Origin of the sequence: Streptomyces sp. LaBMicrA B280 (assembly GCF_049222185.1) — a bacterium.
Classification (GTDB): Bacteria; Actinomycetota; Actinomycetes; order Streptomycetales; family Streptomycetaceae; genus Streptomyces; species Streptomyces murinus.
Genome location: NZ_JBMJCT010000058.1, coordinates 179,108 through 201,796, shown reverse-complemented (window position 1 = coordinate 201,796; position 22,689 = coordinate 179,108). Strand labels below are relative to the sequence as shown.

At 71.7% G+C, this 22,689-nt stretch carries 18 protein-coding genes; 8 read left to right on the top strand and 10 right to left on the bottom strand.

Annotated features, from left to right (window positions below; translation table 11 throughout):
* Nucleotides 1-56: 56 nt before the first annotated feature.
* The 5 genes from ACLF5H_RS32430 to ACLF5H_RS32410 form a co-directional block, all read right to left on the bottom strand.
* Nucleotides 57-2,399, bottom strand: a complete 2,343-nt coding sequence (locus tag ACLF5H_RS32430; RefSeq protein WP_421679586.1) for an MFS transporter — start codon at nucleotides 2,397-2,399, stop codon at nucleotides 57-59.
* Nucleotides 2,396-2,890 (bottom strand): MarR family winged helix-turn-helix transcriptional regulator, encoded by a 495-nt coding sequence (locus ACLF5H_RS32425; protein WP_421679585.1) that lies wholly within the window; start codon nucleotides 2,888-2,890, stop codon nucleotides 2,396-2,398. The genes ACLF5H_RS32430 and ACLF5H_RS32425 overlap by 4 nt, the downstream gene beginning before the upstream one ends.
* 142 nt (nucleotides 2,891-3,032) lie before the next feature.
* Nucleotides 3,033-3,452, bottom strand: a complete 420-nt coding sequence (locus ACLF5H_RS32420; RefSeq protein ID WP_421679584.1) for a hypothetical protein — start codon at nucleotides 3,450-3,452, stop codon at nucleotides 3,033-3,035.
* Nucleotides 3,453-3,612: 160 nt separating this feature from the next.
* Nucleotides 3,613-3,834, bottom strand: coding sequence for a ferredoxin (locus ACLF5H_RS32415; protein WP_421679583.1), 222 nt, complete (start codon nucleotides 3,832-3,834; stop codon nucleotides 3,613-3,615).
* A 7-nt stretch (nucleotides 3,835-3,841) separates the two neighbouring features.
* The gene (locus ACLF5H_RS32410) at nucleotides 3,842-5,032 is read right to left on the bottom strand and encodes a cytochrome P450 (RefSeq protein WP_421679582.1); all 1,191 of its coding nucleotides are present in this window, start codon (nucleotides 5,030-5,032) and stop codon (nucleotides 3,842-3,844) included.
* Between the two features lie 135 nt (nucleotides 5,033-5,167).
* Here ACLF5H_RS32410 and ACLF5H_RS32405 point away from each other — a divergent pair, with 135 nt between their 5' ends.
* Nucleotides 5,168-5,842 (top strand): TetR/AcrR family transcriptional regulator, encoded by a 675-nt coding sequence (locus ACLF5H_RS32405; protein WP_421679581.1) that lies wholly within the window; start codon nucleotides 5,168-5,170, stop codon nucleotides 5,840-5,842.
* Nucleotides 5,843-5,919: 77 nt separating this feature from the next.
* Here ACLF5H_RS32405 and ACLF5H_RS32400 read toward each other — a convergent pair whose 3' ends face one another.
* Together ACLF5H_RS32400 and ACLF5H_RS32395 are read right to left on the bottom strand one after the other, a co-directional pair.
* Nucleotides 5,920-6,657, bottom strand: coding sequence for a dienelactone hydrolase family protein (locus tag ACLF5H_RS32400; protein ID WP_421679580.1), 738 nt, complete (start codon nucleotides 6,655-6,657; stop codon nucleotides 5,920-5,922).
* Nucleotides 6,658-6,735: 78 nt separating this feature from the next.
* Nucleotides 6,736-7,404 (bottom strand): TetR/AcrR family transcriptional regulator, encoded by a 669-nt coding sequence (locus tag ACLF5H_RS32395; RefSeq protein ID WP_421679579.1) that lies wholly within the window; start codon nucleotides 7,402-7,404, stop codon nucleotides 6,736-6,738.
* Between the two features lie 69 nt (nucleotides 7,405-7,473).
* On the opposite strand from ACLF5H_RS32395, the gene ACLF5H_RS32390 reads away from it, so the two are divergent.
* Complete coding sequence (locus ACLF5H_RS32390; protein ID WP_421679578.1) at nucleotides 7,474-8,355, top strand: SDR family NAD(P)-dependent oxidoreductase; 882 nt, start codon at nucleotides 7,474-7,476, stop codon at nucleotides 8,353-8,355.
* A gap of 27 nt (nucleotides 8,356-8,382) precedes the next feature.
* Here the strand turns inward: ACLF5H_RS32390 and ACLF5H_RS32385 are convergent, their stop codons facing one another.
* Nucleotides 8,383-9,651 (bottom strand): DUF2993 domain-containing protein, encoded by a 1,269-nt coding sequence (locus ACLF5H_RS32385; RefSeq protein WP_421679577.1) that lies wholly within the window; start codon nucleotides 9,649-9,651, stop codon nucleotides 8,383-8,385.
* Nucleotides 9,652-9,819: 168 nt separating this feature from the next.
* Between ACLF5H_RS32385 and ACLF5H_RS32380 the strand changes: the two genes are divergently transcribed.
* The gene (locus tag ACLF5H_RS32380; RefSeq protein ID WP_421679576.1) at nucleotides 9,820-10,605 is read left to right on the top strand and encodes an SDR family NAD(P)-dependent oxidoreductase; all 786 of its coding nucleotides are present in this window, start codon (nucleotides 9,820-9,822) and stop codon (nucleotides 10,603-10,605) included.
* Between the two features lie 334 nt (nucleotides 10,606-10,939).
* On the opposite strand, the gene ACLF5H_RS32375 is transcribed toward ACLF5H_RS32380, so the two are convergent.
* Complete coding sequence (locus ACLF5H_RS32375; RefSeq protein WP_421679575.1) at nucleotides 10,940-12,457, bottom strand: MFS transporter; 1,518 nt, start codon at nucleotides 12,455-12,457, stop codon at nucleotides 10,940-10,942.
* Between the two features lie 172 nt (nucleotides 12,458-12,629).
* Here ACLF5H_RS32375 and ACLF5H_RS32370 point away from each other — a divergent pair, with 172 nt between their 5' ends.
* Both ACLF5H_RS32370 and proP read left to right on the top strand, forming a co-directional pair.
* Nucleotides 12,630-12,902 carry a hypothetical protein gene (locus ACLF5H_RS32370; protein ID WP_421679574.1) on the top strand — a complete coding sequence of 91 codons (273 nt, stop codon included), beginning with the start codon at nucleotides 12,630-12,632 and terminating at the stop codon, nucleotides 12,900-12,902.
* A gap of 129 nt (nucleotides 12,903-13,031) precedes the next feature.
* Nucleotides 13,032-14,537, top strand: a complete 1,506-nt coding sequence (gene proP, locus ACLF5H_RS32365) for a glycine betaine/L-proline transporter ProP (protein WP_421679573.1) — start codon at nucleotides 13,032-13,034, stop codon at nucleotides 14,535-14,537.
* A 39-nt stretch (nucleotides 14,538-14,576) separates the two neighbouring features.
* Here proP and ACLF5H_RS32360 read toward each other — a convergent pair whose 3' ends face one another.
* Nucleotides 14,577-15,923: a PP2C family protein-serine/threonine phosphatase gene (locus ACLF5H_RS32360; RefSeq protein WP_421679572.1), complete on the bottom strand. Its 1,347-nt coding sequence runs from the start codon at nucleotides 15,921-15,923 to the stop codon at nucleotides 14,577-14,579.
* Nucleotides 15,924-16,354: 431 nt separating this feature from the next.
* On the opposite strand from ACLF5H_RS32360, the gene ACLF5H_RS32355 reads away from it, so the two are divergent.
* The 3 genes from ACLF5H_RS32355 (at nucleotide 16,355) to ACLF5H_RS32345 (ending at nucleotide 22,589) form a co-directional block, all read left to right on the top strand.
* The gene (locus ACLF5H_RS32355) at nucleotides 16,355-17,383 is read left to right on the top strand and encodes a LacI family DNA-binding transcriptional regulator (protein ID WP_421679676.1); all 1,029 of its coding nucleotides are present in this window, start codon (nucleotides 16,355-16,357) and stop codon (nucleotides 17,381-17,383) included.
* Between the two features lie 995 nt (nucleotides 17,384-18,378).
* Nucleotides 18,379-20,358, top strand: coding sequence for a cellulase family glycosylhydrolase (locus ACLF5H_RS32350; protein WP_421679571.1), 1,980 nt, complete (start codon nucleotides 18,379-18,381; stop codon nucleotides 20,356-20,358).
* Nucleotides 20,359-20,525: 167 nt separating this feature from the next.
* Complete coding sequence (locus ACLF5H_RS32345) at nucleotides 20,526-22,589, top strand: glycoside hydrolase family 6 protein (RefSeq protein ID WP_421679675.1); 2,064 nt, start codon at nucleotides 20,526-20,528, stop codon at nucleotides 22,587-22,589.
* Nucleotides 22,590-22,689: the final 100 nt, after the last annotated feature.

Genomic DNA, 22,689 nt, shown 5'->3' with positions numbered 1-22,689 from the left:
GCAGGCGAAGGGGGCGCGGTCCGAAGAACCGCGCCCCCTTCCTCCGGCACCGCACGTCAGTCGGTGTCGTGCTGTGCCACGTCGAGGTCCACCTCGCAGGAGTTGCCCTCGTCCAGGGTCACGTCCGCGAGGACGGGGCCGTAGCCGGAGGTGACGACGGTGTAGGTGCCCGGGGCCAGGTTCTGCAGGGTGTAGGTGCCGTCGGGGTTCGTCGAGGCGGAGGCGACCACCTCGCCCGCGGAGCTGAGCAGGGTGATCTGCGCGTCCGGGACCGGCCGGCCGGTGTGTTCGTGGCGCACCGTGCCGTGCACGCTGCCCAGGCCCGCCAGGGTGACGTCCGGTACGACGGGACCGGCCTCGGCGTCCAGGTGCACCGCCCGCGGGTGGTGCCCGGTGGCCGAGACGACCAGGGTGTACGACGAGGGCTCCCGCGGCGTCAGCTCGTACGTGCCGTCCGCACCGGTGCTGGCGAGCGCGCGCTGCCGTCCGGAGCGGTCGACCAGGGTGAGGGTCGCCCGCGCGATGGGCCGTCCGGCGCCGTCGTGGACCCGCCCGCGCAGCACTCCGGCGGAGGGCGCGGTGCCGGTCGGCTCGGCGGCTTCCTGGACGGCCGCGGTGGCCGGGGGTGACTCCGGCGCCGTCACCGGTGCCGGAGAGGGGGAGGCCGCCGCCACCGTCTCCGTACGGTGGCCGCGGATCAGCGACGCGCCCGCCGCGGCCAGCGACATCGCGATGGCCAGGGAGAAGACCACGACCAGGCCGTCGTGGAACGGCTGGGAGATCAGGTGGGGGAAGAACTCGCGGCCGGTGAGATGCGCCGCGGCGGACGGGGACAGATGGCTCAGGATGTCCGGGCCGAGCAGGTGCTGGATGGGGTTGTAGCCGAGGAACGCGGCGAACAGGACGCCGACCGGCGGGAGTTGGGACACCGTGTGCGCGGCGCCCGCGGGCACGCCCTGGGCGGTCAGACCGGTGGTGAGGGTGTCGGGGAGGGTACCGGCGAGACCCGCGACCATGAGCGAGAAGAACACGCCCATGGACAGCACCATGCCCGCGTTCTGGAAGGTGGCGCGCATGCCGGAGGCCGCGCCGCGGGCGTCGGCCGGCACGCTGGACATGATGATCGCCGTGTTGGGGGCGGCGAACAGACCGCCGCCGAGCCCGTTGAGGAAGATCAGCGCGGCGAACACCCAGTACGAGAAGTCGCTCGGCAGGACCAGCAGCCCGGCGAAGGACACCGCCATCACCAGGAAGCCGCACGCCGCGAACAGCCGCGCCCCGAACTTGTCCGACAGCGCGCCCGACAGCGGCCCGGCGAGCAGGAAGCCGATGGTCAGCGGGAGCATGTAGATGCCCGCCCACAGGGGGGTGTCGGCGTAGTCGTAGCCGTGCAGCGGCAGCCAGATGCCCTGGAGCCAGATGATCAGCATGAACTGGAGCCCGCCGCGGGCGATCGCGCCGAGCAGGGTCGCGGCGTTGCCCCCGGCGAAGGCCGCGTCGCGGAACAGCCGCAGCGGGAACATCGGTTCGGCGACCTTGGCCTCCACGAGGCAGAACACCGCGAGCATCACGGCGCCGCCGATCAGGCCCGCGAGCACCCAGGGGTTGGACCAGCCCATGGTGTGACCGCCGTACGGCTGGATGCCGTAGGTGATCCCGGCGAGCAGCGCGGTCAGGCCGATGGCGAAGGTGATGTTGCCCCACCAGTCCATCCGCCCCGGCCTGCGAATGCCGGTCTCGTGCAGCGACTTGTACGCCCACACCGTGCCGATCAGGCCGATGGGCACGTTGACCCAGAAGATGGAGCGCCAGTTCCAGGTGACCAGCACACCGCCGAGCACCAGGCCGAGGAACGAACCGGCGATACCGGCCACCATGTTGACGCCGAGCGCCATGCCGCGCTGGCGCGCCGGGAAGGCGTCGGTGAGGATCGCCGCCGAGTTGGCCATCAGCATCGAACCGCCGATGGCCTGCACGATGCGCCAGCCGATCAGCCACAGCGCGCCGCTGCCGCCGTGGAAGGGGTCGAGCGAGAGGATCACCGAGGTGATCGTGAAGATCAGGAAGCCCGCGTTGTAGATGCGGACCCGGCCCATCATGTCGCCGAGCCTGCCGAGCGCCACGACCAGCACCGCGGTGACGAGCATGTAGCCCATCAGCATCCACAGCAGATAGCTGACGTTGGCGGGCTCCAGCGGGTCCAGGCGGATGCCGGTGAAGATGCCGGGCAGCGAGATCAGCACGATCGAGCTGTTGATCGTGGCGATCAGCATGCCCACCGTGGTGTTGGTCAGCGCCACCCACTTGTAGCCGGGGTGGTCCGCGCCGATCCACCGGCGTCCGCGGTGCTGCCCGGTCCCGGAGGCGCCGGGTATGCGGTCGGTCTCCTTGGTCGTCATCGGTTGCTCCCGGTGTCAGGCCGTTCGGGCTGGAGGGCGGGCTGGGCGGGCTGCGCGGGCCGGGCGCTCTTGGCGGCGTCGGTGAGCATGCGCCGCACGAGCGGGGCCACGACGCGCATGGCCTCGGCGAGCGCGCGCCGGTCGTCGTCCGGAAGGGTGGCCATCAGGTCGGCCAGGCGGGCGTCCCGCGACCGCCGACGGGCCGCGAGCACCTCCCGCCCGGCGTCCGTGACCGCGATCAGCGTCACCCGGCCGTCCACCGCGTCATCGACGCGCATGACCAGGTCCTGGCGTTCCAGCCGCTGCACCAACTGGGTCATGGACGGCTGGGCCACGCCCTCCGCCGCCGCGAGGAGCGTGAGCCGGACCGGCCCTTCGCGTTCCAGCCGCGCCAGGGTGGAGGCCGCGGTGAAACTGAGGTCCCGGTGATCCGTCACGACCCTGATCACGGCAGATGCCGTCTCCGCCAGTGACTGTGCGGTCTGCTGCACGTCCGCATCTCTGTGAGAGTGATCCACACTCTTTAAGTATCACCCGCCTATATAGGAACCCTATGAAAATCTTCGTAAGAACTTCCGAACATGCGAGTGCCGGGACGGCGAGGCCGTCCCGGCACGGGTGAAAAGCGGTCGCTCAGCTGACGGTGACGTCGAAGACCGGGGACGCCGTGCTGCCGCTGACCATGCGCAGATCGTTCTTGCCCTTCAGGCCCAGCTCGACGCGCAGCGCGTAGGAGCCGCCGCTGTTGACGGGAGTGGACGCGGGCAGGGCGACCCACTTGCCGTGCTGCTTCTGCTGGAGGGTCACCTTGCTGCCCGCCTTGATGCCGGTGGTCTTGCCGGTGATCCGGAACAGCGTCCAGGCGCGCACCGAGGACACCGACGGCGTGGCCGTGATGGTGGGCTTCGCGGTCGCGGCCGTACGGGCACCGGCGACCGTCGCGGTGTGGACGGCCGGGGTGGCGGCCATCGCCGTGCCCGCGAGGGCGAGAGAGGTCGCGCCCAGGACGCCGACGACGGCAACGCGCAGGGAACGCCGCTTCGTGACCATCATGAATCTGTCCTTTTCTGTGGTGAGTTCAACTGTTCACGCCAAAGGAGAGGAACATGCCGATTGGCGCGGTCACTTGGAACGACGTCACCACGAGCGCGGGCGTTCACTCACGGTTTGTCCCCGTCTTGTAACAGCCGGTCCGGTAGCGGCCGGTCCGGCGCTACTCGCGGGGCCCGATCTCCTTCCCCTCGGCGTCCCGGACGGTGATGGCCTGCATCGGGCAGATGTCGGCCGCGTCCAGGGCGGCCTCGTCGCCCTCCGGGATCTGCTCGCGCACCGGACGCGCGTGGTCGCCGTCGAGGACGAACAGGTCCGGCGCGGTCCCGGCGCACATGCCCGAGCCCATGCACTGGCCCCGGTCCACGCTCAGTCGCCAGCTCATCGCCGCCTCACCAGCCCACCGGCATCACGCGGGGCCCGCGCACCAGCATCTCGGTCTTCCAGGTGATGTCGCCCGCGAGGTGCAGCCGGGGGAAGCGGGCCACCAGCGCCCCGATGGCCTCCTGGAGTTCGAGCCGGGCGAGGGGAGCGCCCAGGCAGTGGTGCACGCCGTGGCCGAAGCCGAGGTGCGCGTTGCCGCCGCGGGTGATGTCGAGCGCCCCGGCCTCGGTGAAGCGCAGCGCGTCCCGGTTCGCCGCCCCGATGGCGACCAGCACCGGCTCCCCGGCCCGCACCAGGGTGCCGCCGACCTCGATGTCCTCCTTGGCGTACCGGGCCTGTCCGGCTCCGCTGCCCAGCGGGACGAACCGCAGCAGCTCCTCGATCGCCTGCGTGATCAGCGAGGGGTCGGCGCGCAGCCGGGCCAGCGCCTGCGGGTGATCCAGCAGGGTGAGCACGAAGTTGGGGATCTGGGTGGCGGTGGTCTCGTGACCGGCCACGAGGATGCCGACGCACAGGTCGACCAGCTCCAGCTCCGACAGCCGGTCGCCGTGGTCGCGCGCCTCGATCAGCGCCGTCATCAGGTCGTCCCGGGGATCGGCGCGATGCGCGGCGATCAACTCGGCCATGTAGGCGCGCAGTTCCTCGCGGTTGCGGTCGAACTCGGCCGCCGTGAGCGAGCTGGTGGACAGCGCCGCGTCGCTCCACACCCGGAACTGGGGGCGGTCCCGCTCCGGCACCCCGAGCAGTCGGCAGATCACCGCCACCGGGATGGGCAGCGCATAGCGGTCGACCAGGTCGACGGGCGGGCCCACCGCCTCCATCGCGTCCAGCAGGGACGCGGTCAGCTCGCGCACCTGCGGCCGGAGTTTCTCCACCTGGCGCACGGTGAACGCCTTCGCCACCAGCGAGCGCAGCCGGGTGTGGTCGGGCGGGTCCATGCTGAGGATCCCGCTGTCCCGGCGCCCCTCGGAGGCCCGCGGCTCGTCGTGGTCGAGGCTCAGCGCACGGCTGAAACGCTGGTCGCCGAGGACCAGCCGGGCGTCCGCGTACCGGGTGGCGAGCCAGGCCGGCTCGCCGTACGGCATCCGCACGCGCAGCAGCCCGGGGGTGTCACGGGCGCGCTCGTACGCCTCGGACAGATCCAGGTCCTGGCCGGAGTTGAAGGGGTAGGCGAGGGGTGCGTGGTCGGTTGCCGTCACAGCTGTCTCCCTTGTGTAAGCACACGCTTACAACGCTAGGAGCTGGGCCCGGGGCGCGCAACGACGCGAATCGGCCGTTACTCTGCGGGGCCTCGGCAGACGCGCGTCGGGCGCGGGACGGCGAAGGAGCAGCGGGTGGACGGCGGCGAGTACACGCGGGACCAGCACCGGAGCGCCGGGGGCGCCCCGGACGGGGAGCCGCCGGGGCGTCCGCGCGATGCCCGGGAGACCCGCGCGCGCATTCTGCGGGCGGCCGGCGCGGTCTTCGCGGAGCGCGGTTACGAAGCGGCCACCGTCCGGGACATCGCCGCCCGCGCCGGGGTGAACCAGGCGCTCATATTCCGCTACTTCGGCTCGAAGCAGGCCCTGCTCACCGAGGTGATGGCGCAGGACGGCAAGGAGCAGGTGAGCAGCACGCCCCCCGAGCTGCTGTTCGAGACCGCGCTGCGCGGTGTCCTCGCGGAGAGCGGCGGCGCCGACGCGGACCGGCTGGCCGTCTACCTTCGCTCCATCGGCAGCGCCGACGCCGCCCCGGAGACGGTCCGCGCCCTGGGCGAGGAGTACGCCACCGCGCTCGCCGCCCTCTCCGAGGCCGAGGACGGCACCCTGCGCGCCCAGCTCGCCATGGCCTGGCTGCTCGGCATCGGCCTGATGCGGGTCGTCGTACGCCAGGAACCGCTCGCGACCGCCGAACCGGACGCGATCTGCGCACATGTCCTCACCGCGCTGAACCGTCTCCTCCCGGCACTCCCGGGCGCCGAGCCGGGTTCCGGGACGGAGGGCCCGGGCGTCGGTCGCGGGCCGCGTTGAACGGGGCGACGGGAGGATCTTGGCACCCTGACGCGCTCGGACTCACCCGCGACGGCGGGCGGCGGGGTTCGCCCGGGTCACCTACCCGCGTCCCGCGTCAGGGGCAGGCACTCGGCGAGCAGGTCGAGGACATCGTGCCAGGCTCGCTGCGCGTGCCGTGGGTGGTAGCCGACGCCGGGGCGCACGATGTGGTCGACCGTCGGGTGGTGGAAGGCGTGCAGGGCGCCGCCGTAGACCACGAGGCGCCAGTCGACGCCCGCGGCCTGCATCTCTTCGGTGAACGCGCTCCGTTGCGCGGGCGACATGATCGGGTCCTCCGAGCCGACCCCGGCCCACACCGGGCAGCGGATGCGCGCCGCCTCGCCCGGCCGGCCCGTGATCAGTCCGTTGACCGTCCCGATCGCGCGGAGGTCGACGCCGTCGCGGCCGAGTTCCAGCCCGACGGCGCCCCCGGTGCCGTAGCCGACGGCGGCGATCCGGTCGGGGTGGGTCCGCGGTTCGGCGCGCAACACGTCGAGCGCCGCGTGGCCGATGTCCCGCATCCGGTCGGGATCGGCGAGCAGCGGGGTGCAGCGGGCCAGCATGTCCTCGGGGTCACCCAAGTAGCGCCCGCCGTGCAGGTCGAAGGCCAGCGCCACATATCCCAGCTCGGCGAGGGCATCGGCCCTGCGGCGCTCGACGTCGCTGAGCCCCATGCCCTCCGGTCCGAGCAGCACCGCGGGCCGCCGGTCGGCACCGGCCGGGAGCGCGAGGTGCCCGATCATCGTCAAACCGTCGGCCCGATATTCGACCGTACGTGTCGTCATCGTTGTCATGGGTCTGGACCGTAGTGCCCGTCGAGCGCGGTACGGCCGGTGTTCTGCCACCGGCGGACAGGGGCGTCACCAGCCCCCTCAGGCCGTCGCCGTCGACCCCGCCCCGAGTCCCGCGAGATACGCGCCGAGCACCCGGTTCAGTCGCGGTTCCACCTCCACCACCGCGTGGCCGAGCCGGGGGTCGCTCGTGTACAGCTCGCGCAGGCGCGGGCCGGGCGTGGCCATCTGCCACAGGGCCCCGGCGAGGCTGGTCGCCGCGGCGATCATGTCGACGCCCTGCGACTCGTCGAGGCCGAGCAGCCGGTCCAGTTCGCCGCCGATCAGCTCGACCTCCTTCAGCGTGACGAGCTTGAAGGAGCGCACCGACTCGATCGACACGTTCCGCTCCAGGTTCAGCGGCGCCTGCGCGAGCAGGTCGCAGAACATGGGCCGCGCCGCCAGCGTGCCCGCGAAGACGGCCGCCACCTCGGCGGGCGTCGCCTCGGACCGTCGTCCCAGGTCGGCGCGGAGCTCGGCGGACCACTCCCGCCAGCCCTCGGCGGTCAGCGCGAGGAAGATCTGCTCCCGCGTCTCGAAATAGCGCAGCAGCGCGGACTTGTGCATGCCCACGGCCGCGGCGATGTCCGTCAGGGTGACGTCCCGCACCCCCCGCACCCGGCCGAGCGTCCGGGCGGCGTCCAGGATCGCCGCTTCCCGCGCCTGTTTGGCCTCGGCACTGCGCGCACGCTGAAAGGCAGGCTCACTCATGCAGGACATCATAGGAAGAGGTAAGGCAACGGCGTTGCGTTAATAAGAGAACGGTGTTTCACTAACGGTATGAGTACACAGGATCCCCAGGTCTGGTTCATCACCGGTTCGTCGCGCGGCTTCGGTCGCGCCCTGGTCGACGCCGTGCTGGCGGCCGGCGATCTGGTCGTCGCCACCGCACGCCGCCCCGAGGCCCTCGCGGCGGACCTCGCCGAGTACGGCGACCGCGTACTGACCCTCACCCTGGACGTCACCAGCCCAAAGGCGGCACGCGCGGCCGTCGAGGCGGCCGTCGCCCGCTTCGGCCGCCTCGACGTGCTCGTGAACAACGCGGGGTACGCGAACGTGTCGCCCATCGAGACGACCGACGACGCCGACTTCCGCGCCCAGTTCGAGACCAACTTCTGGGGCGTCTACCACGTCACCAGGGCCGCGCTCCCCGTCCTGCGCCGACAGGGAGCGGGCACCGTCGTGCAGTTCTCCTCGATCGGCGGCCGGGTCGGCGGCTCGCCGGGCATCGCGTCGTACCAGGCGGCCAAGTTCGCCGTGGACGGCTTCAGCCGGGTGCTGGCCACGGAGACCGCGCCGTTCGGGGTGCGGGTCATGGTGGTCGAGCCGAGCGGCTTCGCCACCGACTGGGCCGGCTCCTCGATGACCGTCCATGACGTGCCCGAGGCCTACGACGCGACCGTGGGCGCGATGAACCGGCTGATGCGGCAGAACACCGCGGGCGCGGCCGGTGACCCGCGCCGCGCCGCTGAGATCATCGTCCGCACGGTGCGGCGCGGCGAGGTCCCGGGCCACCTGCTGCTCGGGGTGAACGCCGCGACCATGGCCCTGGACCACGCGCACCGGCAGCTCGCCGAGGCCGGCGCCTGGGAGCGGGTGAGCCGCTCGGCCGACTTCGGCGAGCCCCACCCCGTGCCGCTCCCGTCGGAAGAGACCGCGTGAAGCCGGGCAACTCCCGCCGGGGAAGGGTCACTTGCCCAGGAGCAGCCCCGCCCCGCTGACGTAGACATGGATCCCGTCCTTGTCCACCGCGACGCGCTGGAGCCGCAGGCGGCCCGAGGGCGGGTTCGGGATCCGGAAGGCGAAGTCGAAGCGGTCGGCGATCTGCGGGCGGGTCAGCTTGGTCAGGGAGGTCAGCAGGGAGAGGTCGACACCGAGCCGCTTGAGCACCTCGGGGTGGGCGAGCGCCACGTCCACGAGGTTCACCCGGATCAGCTGGTGCAGGAAGCGCGGCGCGCCGGTGAGCCGGTGGAGCTTGTCCTCGTCGTGCAGGGCGGCGTGCACCGCGCTGTCCGGCACGCCCATGCGGTGCACGATCTCCGGGACGCCCAGCAGCGCCTTGATCTTGTCCGCCTCCTCGGTGACCCGGCGCGCGGCGGTCCGGGTGAGGTGCAGCCCCTCGCCACGCCCGGTGCCGGGCCGGTAGGTCGCGAGGTCGCCGATGTCCAGTCGCATCCCGTCCACCGAGGTGCTGATGCCGCGGTCCCCGTCGCGCTGGACGTGGGCGTAGGCGCGCACCCGCACATCGTGTCCCGCCAGGCGCAAGGAGCCGAGCGCCCGGATCCGGCCCGGACCATGGGCGCTGAACGACACCTGGGAGGCGCCCAGTTCGCGGTTCATGTCGGCGAAGGACAGCAGCACCTGGCCGTGCATCCGCTGAACGAGGGCCCCGCGTACGGCGGTCGGGCCGTCGCCGTCGATGCGTATGTCGCGCGCGGTCGCGGTGACCTGGGTCAGGGTGACCCGTTCGGCGGGCACGTCCGGGACGGTGACCTGCACCGAGTCCAGCCGCTGGTCGAGCAGTTGGGTCAGGAACGGGAAGCCGCCGATCCGCACCTCGGGCGCGGCGGTCAGATGCAGCCGGTCCTTGAGCCGGTCGGCGGCCTGGCGCTCGGCGTAGAGCAGCGCCCAGCGGTCGGCCAGGGTGACCAGGCAGGCGAAGGTGAGCACCCAGACGGTCAGCCTGAGCAGGGTGGGCAGCCCGGTGGCCCGGTTGCGGCGGCGGCCCCCGCGCCTGTGGTTGGGTGGTGCCCAGGAGTCGTCGATGTCGTCGTCCCGCTGGTCAGGGGCGTCGTCCACGCGGAGGAAGTCGTCCAGCGGGCCGTCCTTCGGGCCGCCCGGAGGATCCTCCGCGAGCGCGGCCAGTTCGTCGTAGGGACTTCGCGGGGGCGGAACCCGGTCGGGGCCGGGTCCGTCGGAGTGAGCGAGGTGATGCGTCGGTGTGTGGGGGGTACGCATCGGCAGATTTGATCACATAACCCTACCGGGCTCGCAACTCTGACGAGACGCCGGCCGGGGAATGGCCCGATTCGCACGCGTTATCGAGCCATGCGTAACTCGCCTGTGCGCGGCCGTCGTTGGACACTGGCGGCGACGGCTCCGTGAAGGACGGAAAGGATGACTTCCATGACGGCAAGGGACACCGGGCGTTTCGTGGACAGGGTCGCGGTGGTGACCGGTGGCAGCCGGGGGATCGGGGCGGCGGTGGCCAGGCGCCTGGCGGCCGAGGGGGCGGCCGTCGTCATCGGCTACCGGAGCAACCGGGCGGCGGCCGACGCGCTGGTCTCCGCGATCGAGGCGGACGGCGGCAAGGCCCTGGCCCATGGCGCGGACGTGGTCGATCCCGGCCAGAGCGAGGCGCTGATCGAGCGCGCGGTCACGGAGTTCGGCCGACTGGACGTGCTGGCCTCCTGCGCGGGCATCGAGCACTTCGGGGCCCTGGCGGATCTCACCCCGGCCGACTTCGACCGCGTCTTCGCCGTGAACACCCGCGGCCAGCTGTTCGCGGCCCAGCACGCGGCCGCCCGGATGGGGGAGGGCGGCAGGATCGTGCTCACCTCCTCGGTCAGCGCGTCCCGCGCGGTCTTCGAGCACACCCTGTACGCCGCGTCCAAGGCCGCCGTGGAGTCCATGGTCCTCAACCTCTCCGCCGAGCTGGGCCGGCGCGGCATCACCATCAACGCCATCGCCCCCGGCGGCACCGACACCGACATGGCCACCGAGAACTCGGCCGGATACCAGCACCCCCTGCTGCGCGGCGAGATGCCGCTCGGCCAGTGGCTGTCGGTGCACGGCGCGCTCGGCCGCCTGGCCACACCCGAGGAGATCGCCGCGGGCTACGCCTACCTGGCCAGCGACGACGCCGCGTACATGACCGGCCGTACGCTCCGTGTGGACGGCGGCTTCTTCTGAGCCGCCGGGTGAGCCGCTTCCGACCTGCCGGTCCGCCCCGCGCGGGCGAGCCGTTTCCGACGCGCCGGTCTGAGTCGCCGGGCGCGCCGCTTCCGACCGCCGAGTCCGTCCCGTCGGGGGAGTCGCTTCCGACGTGCCGGGCGAGCCGCATCCCGACCTGTTGGGTGAGCCGTTTCCGACGCGCCGCTCCGATCTGTTGGGGGAGCCGTTTCTGACCGCCGATCCGTCCCGCCGGGCGAGCCGCCTCCGTCCCGTCGGGCGAGCCGCCTCCGTCCCGCTGGGCGAGCTGCCTCCGGCCCGCCGGGCGCCCCCCCGACCCGCCGCCGGATGCCCGTCAGGACTGCCCCGAGCGCACCGGATCGTCCGCCACCTCCTGCGGACGCTTCCCGCCCCCGGACCGTGCCCGCCGGTCCCGCTGCCAGTCGAACGTGGCGAGCGCCAGGGACGCCACCATGCCGATGAGCGCGGCGCCCAGCGCGATGACGACGGCGGCGCGGTAGTCCTGGTGCCGGCCGAGCACCAGGTAGTAGAGGCCGGGCAGCGCGGCCGTACCCACCGCCGCGCCGAGCCGCTGCCCGGTCTGGAGCGCGCCGCCCGCCGCGCCCGCCATGCGGACCGGCACGTCCCGCAGCGTCATCGTGAAGTTGGGCGAGACCACGAAGCCACCGCCGATCCCGCCGAGGAACAGCACCGGGGCGGCGACCCAGGGGGCGGTGCCGAGATCCGCGTAGTGCAGCAGCAGCGCGGTGCCGCCCAGGCCGAGGATCACGCCCACCAGACCGCACACGGTGAGCAGCCGCCCCAGCCGCTCGACCATCCGCCCCGCCACCACGGCGGCGAACGCCGAGCCCACCGCGAAGGGGGTCACGGCGAGTCCGGAGCGCAGCGGGGAGAAGCCCAGTCCGTGCTGGTAGAAGAGCGCGAAGACCAGCCACACCCCGCTGAAACCGATGAAGTACAGCGTGCCGACGCCCGCGCCGACCGCGTAGCCGCGCACGGTGCTGAACAGCCGCGGATCCAGCAGCGGCTGATCGCCCCTGGCCACCAGACGCCGCTGCCACTGGGCGAAGGCGAGGAGCACGACGACACCGACCGGGAACAGCCACCACAGCCGCTCGATCCCGCCGGAGTCCGCCTGGACCAGCGGGTACATCAGCGCGAGCACCCCGAGGCCGAGGAGCAGGACACCGGTGGCGTCCACATGGCCCCGCCCGGAGCCCTGGACGCGGGGCAGCAGCCGGCGGCCGAGCAGCACGGCTAGAATGCCGATGGGCACATTGACGTAGAAGATCCACCGCCAGCCGTCGGCACCGGAGGCCAGTGCCAGGATGGCGCCGCCGGTGATGGGCCCGACGGCGGAGGAGATGCCGACGGTCGCGCCGAAGAAGCCGAAGGCCCGGCCGCGTTCCGCGCCCCGGAACAGCTGCTGGATGAGCGCGGAGTTCTGGGGCGCCATGAAGCCGGCCGCGAGGCCCTGCGCGAGGCGGGCCACCACCAGCAGCGTGATGTTCGGGGCCGCCCCGCAGGCCGCGCTGAACAGCACGAAGGCGCTGAGCGCGCACAGGAATATGCGGCGCCGGTCCAGGGCGTCGCCGAGCCGCCCGGCGGTCACGAGGGCGAGGGCGAAGGTGAGCGCGTATCCGGACACCACCCACTGCACCTGGGCGGGGGAGGCCCCGAGATCGCGCTGGACGGTGGGCAGGGCGACCGCCACGATCGTGACGTCCAGCAGGCTCATGAAACCGGCCACCAGCGTCACCCACAGGGCTCGCCACCGGCGCGGATCCGGCTGGTAGCCGGTGTCCTGAGCCCCCTGGCCGCGGCCGCCTGCCGCTGACGTCGACGTAGTCACCTGGGCTCCTCTCCGCTGGCGCCCCGCCTGAAGGATTCAGGTTCCCCGACCGGGGCACGTGCACACACCTCTAGCTGCAACCGCAAAGGACGGGAAGAAAGTCCGCCCGGGCGTACCTGCGCGACGGCGTAGCCAAGATCCCGTTGTCAGTGCCGGCTGCGAGGCTTGGACCATGAACGGCGACGACGAGCAGCTGCTGCGCGGCCGGGTCTACGGCCACGACCACGACGACCCCGGCCCACGCCCCGACCGCAGATACGCCCAACTGGTCGGCGGCCCCCTGGACGGCCTGCTCCTGGACATCACCGACCGGGCCGGTGAGGCCCCCGCCGCGGGCGTCCCGCTGCGCACCGAGCTGGGCCGGTACGGCATCGGCGGCCGGGCGATATACACCCCGCGCCCCGGTGACCGCACCCGTCTCGACTGGAGCGGCGACATCCCCTGAGGACCACCGGACCGGAGCGTCATCCACTCAGAGTAGCCGAGTGGGCGCCGTACGGAGCGGTTGGTTTGAGCGCGCGAGATCTGTGCAGGCGTTGGCTTGTGCAATGTGACCGGCGAAAGGAACACCGTGATGACGGCGACTGACCATGAGAACCCGGTGGATCCGGTGGATCCCGCCGCGGTCAGGCGCCATCGGATGCTCTTTCGCGCCATCGAGAAGCGACGCCACCCGAAGCTGCGCCGCAGCGACATCACGGTGACCGACGAACCGGCCGTCAAACGCGCCACCAAGGCGGCCGCCCTCGGTAACGCGATGGAGTGGTACGACTTCGGTATCTACAGCTATCTGGCCGCGACCCTGGGCAAGGTCTTCTTCCCCTCGGACAATCACACCGCCCAGCTGCTGAGCACCTTCGCGACCTTCGCGGTCGCCTTCCTGGTGCGGCCCATCGGCGGCATGGTCCTCGGGCCGCTCGGCGACAAGATCGGCCGCAAGACGATCCTCGCCCTCACCATGATCATGATGGCCATCGGCACCTTCGCCATCGGCCTGATCCCCTCGCACGGCACGATCGGCATATGGGCCCCGGCCCTGCTGATCTTCTTCCGGCTGGTGCAGGGCTTCTCGACCGGCGGTGAGTACGGCGGCGCCTCCACCTTCATCGCGGAGTACGCGCCCGACAAACGGCGCGGTTACTTCGGCAGCTTCCTGGAGTTCGGCACGCTCGCCGGGTACGTCGGGGCGTCCGGCCTCGTCGTCGCCCTGACCAGCCTGCTCAGCGACGACCAGATGCTGCACTGGGGCTGGCGCATCCCCTTCCTGGTCGCGGCCCCGCTCGGCTTCATCGGTCTGTATCTGCGGCTCAAGCTGGACGAGACGCCCGCCTTCCAGAAGCTGGAGGGCGGCCAGGCCAGGGCCACCGAGGCCGCCGACGCGGTGGAGACCTCGGCCGCCGCCGACCTCGGCAAGATCTTCACCCGCTACTGGCGGCCGCTGCTGCTGTGCGTCGCCCTCGTGGCCGCGTACAACATCACCGACTACATGCTGCTGTCGTACATGCCGACCTATCTGTCCGACGAGCTCGGCTACGACACCAACCACGGGCTGCTGATCCTGCTGATCGTGATGGTCCTCCAGATGTGCGTCATCAACCAGGTCGGCCGCCTCTCCGACCGTTTCGGCCGTAAACCGCTGCTGATGACGGGAATGCTCGGCTTCCTGGTCCTGTCCGTGCCGTCGTTCCTGCTCATCCGGCAGGGCGACATCGTCCTGATCACCCTGGGCCTGCTGCTGATGGGCCTGTCCCTGGTGGCGATGCTCGGCACGATGTCGGCCGCCCTCCCGGCGATCTTCCCGACGCATGTCCGCTACGGCTCCCTCTCGGTCGCCTACAACTTCTCCGCCTCGCTCTTCGGCGGCACCACCCCGCTGGTGATCACGGCCCTGATCGGCGTCTTCCACACCAATCTGATGCCGGCGTTCTACGCCATGGGCGCGGCGGCCGTGGGCGTCATCGCGGTGCTGGCCATGAAGGAGACGGCGAACCAGCCGCTGGAGGGTTCCCCGCCCTCCGTGGAGTCGGAGGCCGAGGCAGTCGAACTGGTCAGGGCCCAGTCACCCGATCCCAAGTTCTGACCGGCCCGCCAGCCCTGGAGGACCGGACCACCGGGCGTCTCAGCGCGCCCGGTGGTCCGGCACGCGCAGGGCGAGCAGGGTGACATCGTCGTCGAACAGCTGGCCGCGCCCTGTGACCAGCTCCGCGCACAGCCGCTCCAGCGGGCCGTCGAGCAGGCCCATGGCCTGATCCGCCAGCGCCGCCATGCTCGCGTCGATGTCCTCGTCCCGGCGCTCCACCAGTCCGTCGGTGAACAGCAGCAGGGTGCTGCCCGCGGGAAGCCGCTGTGCGTGGTCGTACCGGGGGACGGCCGGGTCGACGCCCACCGGGATGCCGTGGCGGGCCGGCGAGAGGAAGCGGGCGCCGCGATCGGGGTGCAGCAGCAGCGGCGGGGGATGCCCCGCGTTGCTCCAGCGCAGGACGTACTCGTCGGCGACGCGCTCCAGCTGGGTGAGCACCAGGGTGGCGGTGGGCGGCTCGGCGAACATCGTCAGGGCGCGGTCCAGCTTCGAGACGACCAGGCTGGGCGGCCCGCGGTGGTCGAAGACCAGCGCGCGCAGCATGTTGCGGATCTGCGCCATGATCGGGGCGGCCGCCACGGCGTGGCCGGTGACATCGCCGATCACGACGCAGACGCCGCCGTCCGGCAGGAGCACGGCGTCGCACCAGTCCCCGCCGAGGCGGGGCAGGTCGGAGGCCGGTTCGTAGCGCAGCGCGCACCCGAGCGGGCTCAGGTCCGGCAGGTCGGGCAGCATGCGCAGCTGGAAGTGCATCGCCGCCCGCTTGAGGTCCTGGTAGAGCCGGGCGTTCTCGATGCTGACGCTCGCGGCGCTGGCCAGCGCGGTCAGGATGGCCTCGTCGTCGTCCGTGAACGGTGTGCCGTCCTCCTTGTCCGCCAGGTAGAGATTGCCGTACACCGTCTCCCGCACGGTCAGCGGAACACCCAGCAGGGTGGTCATCCTCGGATGGCAGGGCGGGAAGCCGACCGAGCGGGGATCGGCCTGGATGTCGTCGACCCGCAGGGGCTCGCGGTCGGTGATCAGCCCGATCAGCAGCCCGTGCCCCTGGGGCAGCCCCTCGGCCGCCAGCATCCGCTCCTCGTCCACCCCCACGGTGACCAGATCGACGAAGTCCCCCCGCGGGCCGAGGACGCCCAGCGCGCCGTACCGCGCGCCGACCAGGTCGGCGGCCGCCGCCACGATGTGCTCCAGTACGGCACGGGGCTCCATGTCCGCGCTGATCGCCACCACCGCGTCCAGCAGCCGCCGCAACCGGCGCTGCCCGAGGGCCAGCTGCCGCACCCGGGCACCCAGTTTTTCGGACGTCATCGCGTCCGGCAGTCCCTCGATCGCCTCCGGTCCGGCGAACCGGCTCCCGGCCGACGACCGCCGCGGATCCTCCGGCATGAGCACCTCCCGGCACCTCGGGAGCCGGCATCCGCTGTCCGTCTTCCCTCTGATTGTGCCTTTACGCGAGGGTTCGGTCCCGGCCGGGCGCCCCGCGACGCGCCCGGCCGCCGGGAGCCGGTGTCCGTTTTATTTCTCCCCTTGGGTTTTGCCTTTCAGCGGTTTTTCGTCCCCGGCCGGACCCCCCTCCCCCCCCCTGCCCGCCGCGCCGTCCCGCGTCGCGCCCGTGCCTCCTGCGGAACCCCGCGTTCACCCGCCGCGCCGCGGGCTGCGGCTCGATCGAACCGGCTTTTATCTGGGAGCGCTCCCGTGGGAGCGCTCCCAGATTGGCATAATGAAGGTCCACCGTTCCCGCGGGCGTGTCAAGGGAACGAACACTTCGAGTCGGTGCGACTGACGGGTTGTCATCCATGGTGACGGGCAAGGGCGCGATGACTGCGGGCGAGGGGCGGGGCGGCCGGCCGACGCTGGAGATGGTCGCCGCGCGGGCCGGTGTCGGGCGGGGCACGGTCTCGCGGGTGGTCAACGGCTCCCCGCATGTGAGCGCCCAGGCGCGGGCGGCGGTGGAGGCGGCGATCGCCGAGCTGGGCTACGTGCCCAATCGTGCCGCCCGCGCGCTGGCCGCCGACCGCACGGACGCGGTCGCCCTGGTCATCCCCGAGTCGGAGACCAGGCTGGGCGCCGAGCCGTACTTCCTGGACATCGTGCGCGGTGTGAGCACCGAACTCGCCGACACGGACATGCAGTTGCTGCTCACCCTGATCCGCACCCCGCGCGAACGCCAGCGCCTGGGCCAGCACCTGGCGGCCCGCCGCGTCGACGGCGTCCTGCTGGTCTCCGTGCACGAGAACGACCCGCTGCCCAGCCTGCTGGAGCGGCTGCGGGTGCCCACCGTGCTCAACGGCCGCCGCTCGGAGCGGGAATGGATGTCGTACGTCGACGCCGACAACGTCGGGGGCGCGCGGTCGGCCGCCGAGCATCTGCTCGGACTGGGCCGGCGCACCGTCGCCACCATCACCGGCCCCCTGGACATGTACGTCGCCCGCTGCCGGCTCGACGGCTACACCCAGGCGATGAACTCCGCGGGCCTCGGCGGCGACACCTCGCTGGTGGCCCACGGCGACTTCACCGAGGAGGGCGGCCGCGCCGCCATGCGCGCCCTGCTGGAGCGGCACCCCCGCCTCGGCGCCGTCTTCGCCGCCTCCGACGTCATGGCGAGCGGCGCCCTGCACGTCCTGCGCCAGTCGGGGCGGCGGGTGCCCGAGGACGTGGCGCTGATCGGCTTCGACGACTCCGCGGTCGCCCGGCACGCCGACCCGCCGCTCACCAGCGTGCGCCAGCCGACCGAGGAGATGGGCCGCACCATGGCCCGGGTGCTGCTGGAGGAGATCGAGTCCCGCAACGGCATCCGGCGCCATGTGGTGCTCTCCACCGACCTGGTGGTGCGCGAGTCCGCCTGAGCGCGGCGCGGGGCCCCGGTAGCGGGGTCCTTCCCGGTATCGATGCGCGGCTGGGGACGCGGATGTTCGGCGGCGCGGCGGCGCGGTGGTGCATGGTGACCGTGCGGCGGGCGGGTGGGCGGGCGTGTCCGGGGCGGGCAGCGGTCGTGACGGCGACCCGCGCGCCGGTCGCCGTCACGACGGCGCGTCGGCGGTCGCGTACGACCCGTCATGAACGCGCCCCGGTCGGCGAGTCCTGACCCGGGCGTGCCGGGCCGCACGGTCCCCCGGACAGGGCCGCGACCGACACGCCGGTGACGGGACGGCCCGGCACGCCGGACTCCGGCAGTCTCGGGCCCCGGCCGCGCGGCAGTGCGCCACGCCGGGACCGCCCCGGCATCCGGCCGCGCGGCAGTGCGCCACGCCGGGACCGCCCCGGCATCCGTGTGCACGCCACGCCGGGGCGGCCCCGGTGCCTGGGCGCGGCACCCGGGGGAGCGCACCGCGCGGCGCGGACCCGACGCCGCCCGTGCACGTGTCGAATGGCTGTTTCTCCGCCTTGCTTTCGGCCCCGCGCGCCGACCGGCCCCCGACGGCCCGTCGCCGCTACCCGACGGTAGGCGCCGCCCCCGTCGCGCATCGCCGCCGGATGCGGCGAGTTCACCGTGGTCCCGGGCGGTGCCGCCCCGCCACCCTCGGCCGCGCCGGGTCCCGCGCGGAGGGGGCGCGTGAACGCGCCATTGCGCCGAGGTTTCGCCCGGCCCCTTCACAGCGCTGTTTCGAGTTGTTACTTTCCTCACTTGCTGGGAGCGCTCCCACGCTCAACGCCCTTGGAAACAACCCGGAGTTGGCGACGGCCCGGGCGGCGGCGCTCCCCGGCACGGCATCACCGCGTACGCACCGCACACGAACCGCATGTGAACCGCGTTCGAACCGCGCCGCCGCCCGCCAGGGCCACGGTGCGGCAGCGATGTAAGTCAGCACGGGGGCACGCCATACAAGAGGAGTTGGCTGCTATGAGACCTGCGGACTTGGGGCCGCCTCGGCGGTGGACGGCCATGGGCGTCGTGGCCGCGATCCTGCTCGCCCTGCTGGTCGCCGTGACCGGTGCGGCGCCCGCGCGGGCGGCGGGTACGGCGGGAGCGGGCTACTGGCACACCAGCGGCCGTCAGATCCTGGACGCGAACGGCAACTCGGTGCGTATCGCCGGGATCAACTGGTTCGGGTTCGAGACCGACAACCACGTGGTCCACGGCCTGTGGTCCCGGGATTACAAGAACATGCTCGACCAGATCGCCGCGACCGGATACAACACGCTGCGCATTCCCTATTCCGACGACATCTTCAAGTCCGGCACGGTGCCGTCCAGCATCGACTTCTCCAGCGGCAAGAACGCCGACCTCCAGGGGCTCGACTCCCTTCAGGTCCTGGACAAGATCGTGGACTACTCGGGGCAGATCGGCCTGAAGGTCATCCTCGACCGGCACCGCCCGGACTCCAGCGGCCAGAGCGCCCTGTGGTACACGAGCAGCGTCCCGGAGTCGACCTGGCTCGCCAACCTCAAGTCGCTGGCGAGCCGTTACGCGAACAATCCCACGGTCGTCGGCATCGACCTGCACAACGAGCCGCACGATCCGGCCTGTTGGGGCTGCGGTGACACGACCGTCGACTGGCGGCTCGCGGCCCAGCGCGGCGGCAACGCGGTGCTGTCGGTCAACCCCAACCTGCTGATCTTCGTGGAGGGCGTCCAGACCTACAACGGCGACTCCACCTGGTGGGGCGGCAACCTGGAGGGCGCCGGCACCTACCCGGTCCAGCTCGACGTCGCCAACCGCGTGGTCTACTCGGCCCACGACTACGCCACCAGCGTCTCCAACCAGCCCTGGTTCAGCGACCCGTCCTTCCCGAGCAACATGCCCGGCGTCTGGGACAAGTACTGGGGCTACCTCTTCAAGAACAACATCGCCCCCGTCTGGGTCGGCGAGTTCGGTTCGACGCTCCAGTCGACCACCGACCAGACCTGGCTGAAGGCCCTGGTCGCCTACCTCCGCCCGACCTCGCAGTACGGCGGCGACAGCTTCCAGTGGACCTTCTGGTGCTGGAACCCCGACTCCGGTGACACCGGCGGCATCCTCAAGGACGACTGGCAGACCGTCGACACCGCCAAGGACGGCTATCTGGCATCCGTCAAGGCCCCCGGATTCGGATCCGGCGGCGGGGGCGGTGGCGGCGGTACGACGGATACGACCGCGCCGTCCGCGCCGACGGGTCTTGCGGTGTCGGGGACGACCAGTTCGAGTGTGTCGCTGAAGTGGACCGCCTCGACGGACAACGTGGGGGTGACCGGGTACGACGTGTACCGGGGGTCCACGAAGGTGGGCAGCACGACGTCGACGTCGTACACGGACAGCGGCCTCACCGCGTCCACCGCGTACTCGTACACGGTGAAGGCGAAGGACGCGGCGGGCAATGTCTCAGCGGCCTCCGGTGCGATCACGGCGACCACGGCCGCGAGCGGTGGTGGCGGTACGCCGGGCACGGGTGCGGTGAAGGTGCAGTACAAGAACAACGACGGTGCGCCGACCGACAATCAGATCAAGCCGGGTCTGCGGGTCGTCAATACCGGGAGTTCCGCGGTGGATCTGTCGAAGGTGACGATCCGCTACTACTTCACCGGTGACGGTGGTGCGTCTACGTTCACGGCGTCGTGCGATTACGCGGCCGTCGGGTGTTCGAACCTCACGCAGAAGGTCGTGGCGCTGTCGTCGCCGAAGTCGGGTGCGGACCACTACGTCGAGATCGGGTTCACCTCCGGTGCCGGTTCTCTCGCGGCGGGTGCGAACACCGGTGACATCCAGAGCCGGATCAACAAGAGCGACTGGTCCAACTTCAGCGAGAGCGACGACTACAGCTACGCGACCAACACCGCCTATGCGGATGCCTCCAAGGTGACCGTCTACGTCGACGGCACCCTCGCGAACGGCATCGAACCCTGAGTTCTCCCTCCCCCCGAGCGGCGCGTGGCCTGCCGTACGGCGGTACCGCGCGCCACCACACCCCACGGAAGGAACCCTTGGTGAAGAAGTCACTCCCTCCCCCGAGATCAAGGCTCACCCGCGGCTTCGCGGTGCTGTCGGCGCTCGCGCTCGGCTCCGCGCTGGCCATGACGCTCAACGCGCCGACCGCCTCGGCCGCCACCGCCCGGGTCGACAACCCCTATGTGGGCGCGACGGGTTATGTGAACCCGGAGTGGTCCGCGAACGCCGCCGCCGAGCCCGGCGGCAGCGCGGTCGCCAACACGCCGACCGCGGTATGGCTGGACAGCATCTCGACCATCCAGGGCGCCAGCGGCCGGATGGGCCTGCGCGCCCACCTCGACAAGGCCGTGGCCCAGGGCGCCAACCTGATCACGCTGGTCATCTACGACCTGCCGGGCCGGGACTGCGCCGCGCTCGCCTCCAACGGTGAGCTGGGCCCGACCGACATCGGCCGGTACGAGACCGACTACATCGACCCGATCGCCAAGATCCTCGCCGACCCGGCCTACGCCAATCTGCGGATCGTCAACATCGTCGAGCCCGACTCGCTGCCGAACCTGGTCACCAACGCGGGCGGCACCGACGGCTCGACCTCGCAGTGCGAGACGATGAAGTCGAACGGCAACTACGAGACCGGCGTCGGCTACGCGCTGAACCACCTGGGCGCGATACCCAACGTGTACAACTACATCGACGCCGGCCACCACGGCTGGCTGGGCTGGGACACCAACCTCGGCCCGGCCGCGGACGAGTTCTACAAGGCCGCCACCACCGCCGGTGCCACCGTCAACGACGTGCAGGGCTTCATCGTCAACACGGCCAACTACTCGGCGACCGTGGAGCCCAACTTCAAGGTGACCGACTCCGTCAACGGTACGACGGTGCGCCAGTCGAAGTGGGTGGACTGGAACCAGTACGTCGACGAGCAGTCCTACGCCCAGGCGCTGCGCACCACGCTGGTGTCGAAGGGCTTCAGCTCCGGCATCGGGATGCTGATCGACACCTCCCGCAACGGCTGGGGCGGCTCCGCCCGGCCGACCGGCCCCGGCCCGACGACGTCCGTGGACGACTACGTCAACGGCGCCCGGATCGACCGCCGGATCCACGCGGGCAACTGGTGCAACCAGAGCGGTGCCGGCCTCGGCGAGCGGCCGACCGCGGCCCCGGCCTCCGGGATCGACGCCTATGTGTGGGTCAAGCCCCCGGGTGAGTCGGACGGCGCGAGCCAGCCCATCGACAACAGTGAGGGCAAGGGCTTCGACCAGATGTGCGACCCGACCTACACGGGCAACGCGCGCAACGGCAACAACCCGACCGGTGCCCTGCCGAACGCCCCGCTGGCCGGCCACTGGTTCTCCGCCCAGTTCCAGCAGCTGCTCCAGAACGCCTACCCGCCCATCTCCGGCGGCGGGGGCGGTGGCGGCGGTACGGACACGACCGCGCCCACCGCGCCGACGGGTCTTGCGGTGTCCGCGACGACCAGTTCGAGTGTGTCGCTGAAGTGGACCGCCTCGACGGACAACGTGGGGGTGACCGGGTACGACGTGTACCGGGGGTCCACGAAGGTGGGCAGCACGACCTCGACGTCGTACACGGACAGCGGCCTCACCGCGTCAACGGCGTACTCGTACACCGTGAAGGCGAAGGACGCGGCGGGCAATGTCTCGGCGGCGTCGGGTGCGGTGACGGCGACCACGGCCGCGTCCGGTGGCGGCGGTGGCAACCCGGGCACGGGTGCGGTGAAGGTGCAGTACAAGAACAACGACGGCTCGCCGACCGACAACCAGATCAAGCCGGGTCTGCGCGTCGTCAACGCCGGGAGTTCCGCGGTGGATCTGTCGAAGGTGACGATCCGCTACTACTTCACCGGTGACGGCGGTTCCTCCACCTTCACCACGTCGTGCGACTACGCGGCCGTCGGCTGCTCGAACGTCACGCAGAAGGTCGTGGCGCTCTCCTCGCCGAAGTCCGGCGCGGACCACTACGTGGAGATCAGTTTCGCCTCCGGCGCGGGCTCCCTCGCGGCGGGTGCGAACTCCGGTGACATCCAGAGCCGGATCAACAAGAGCGACTGGTCCAACTTCAGCGAGAGCGACGACTACAGCTACGCGACCAACACCGCGTACGCCGATGTCTCCAAGGTGACCGTGTACGTGGGCGGCACCCTCGCGGGTGGCGTCGAGCCGTAAGCCGAGGCTCTTCCCGCAGCAACCCGGCCGCCCCGCCACGCCCGCCCCGCTCCGGGCCGCGGCCGGGTCTCCGGAGCATGGCGCCCATCAGGGGTGGCGC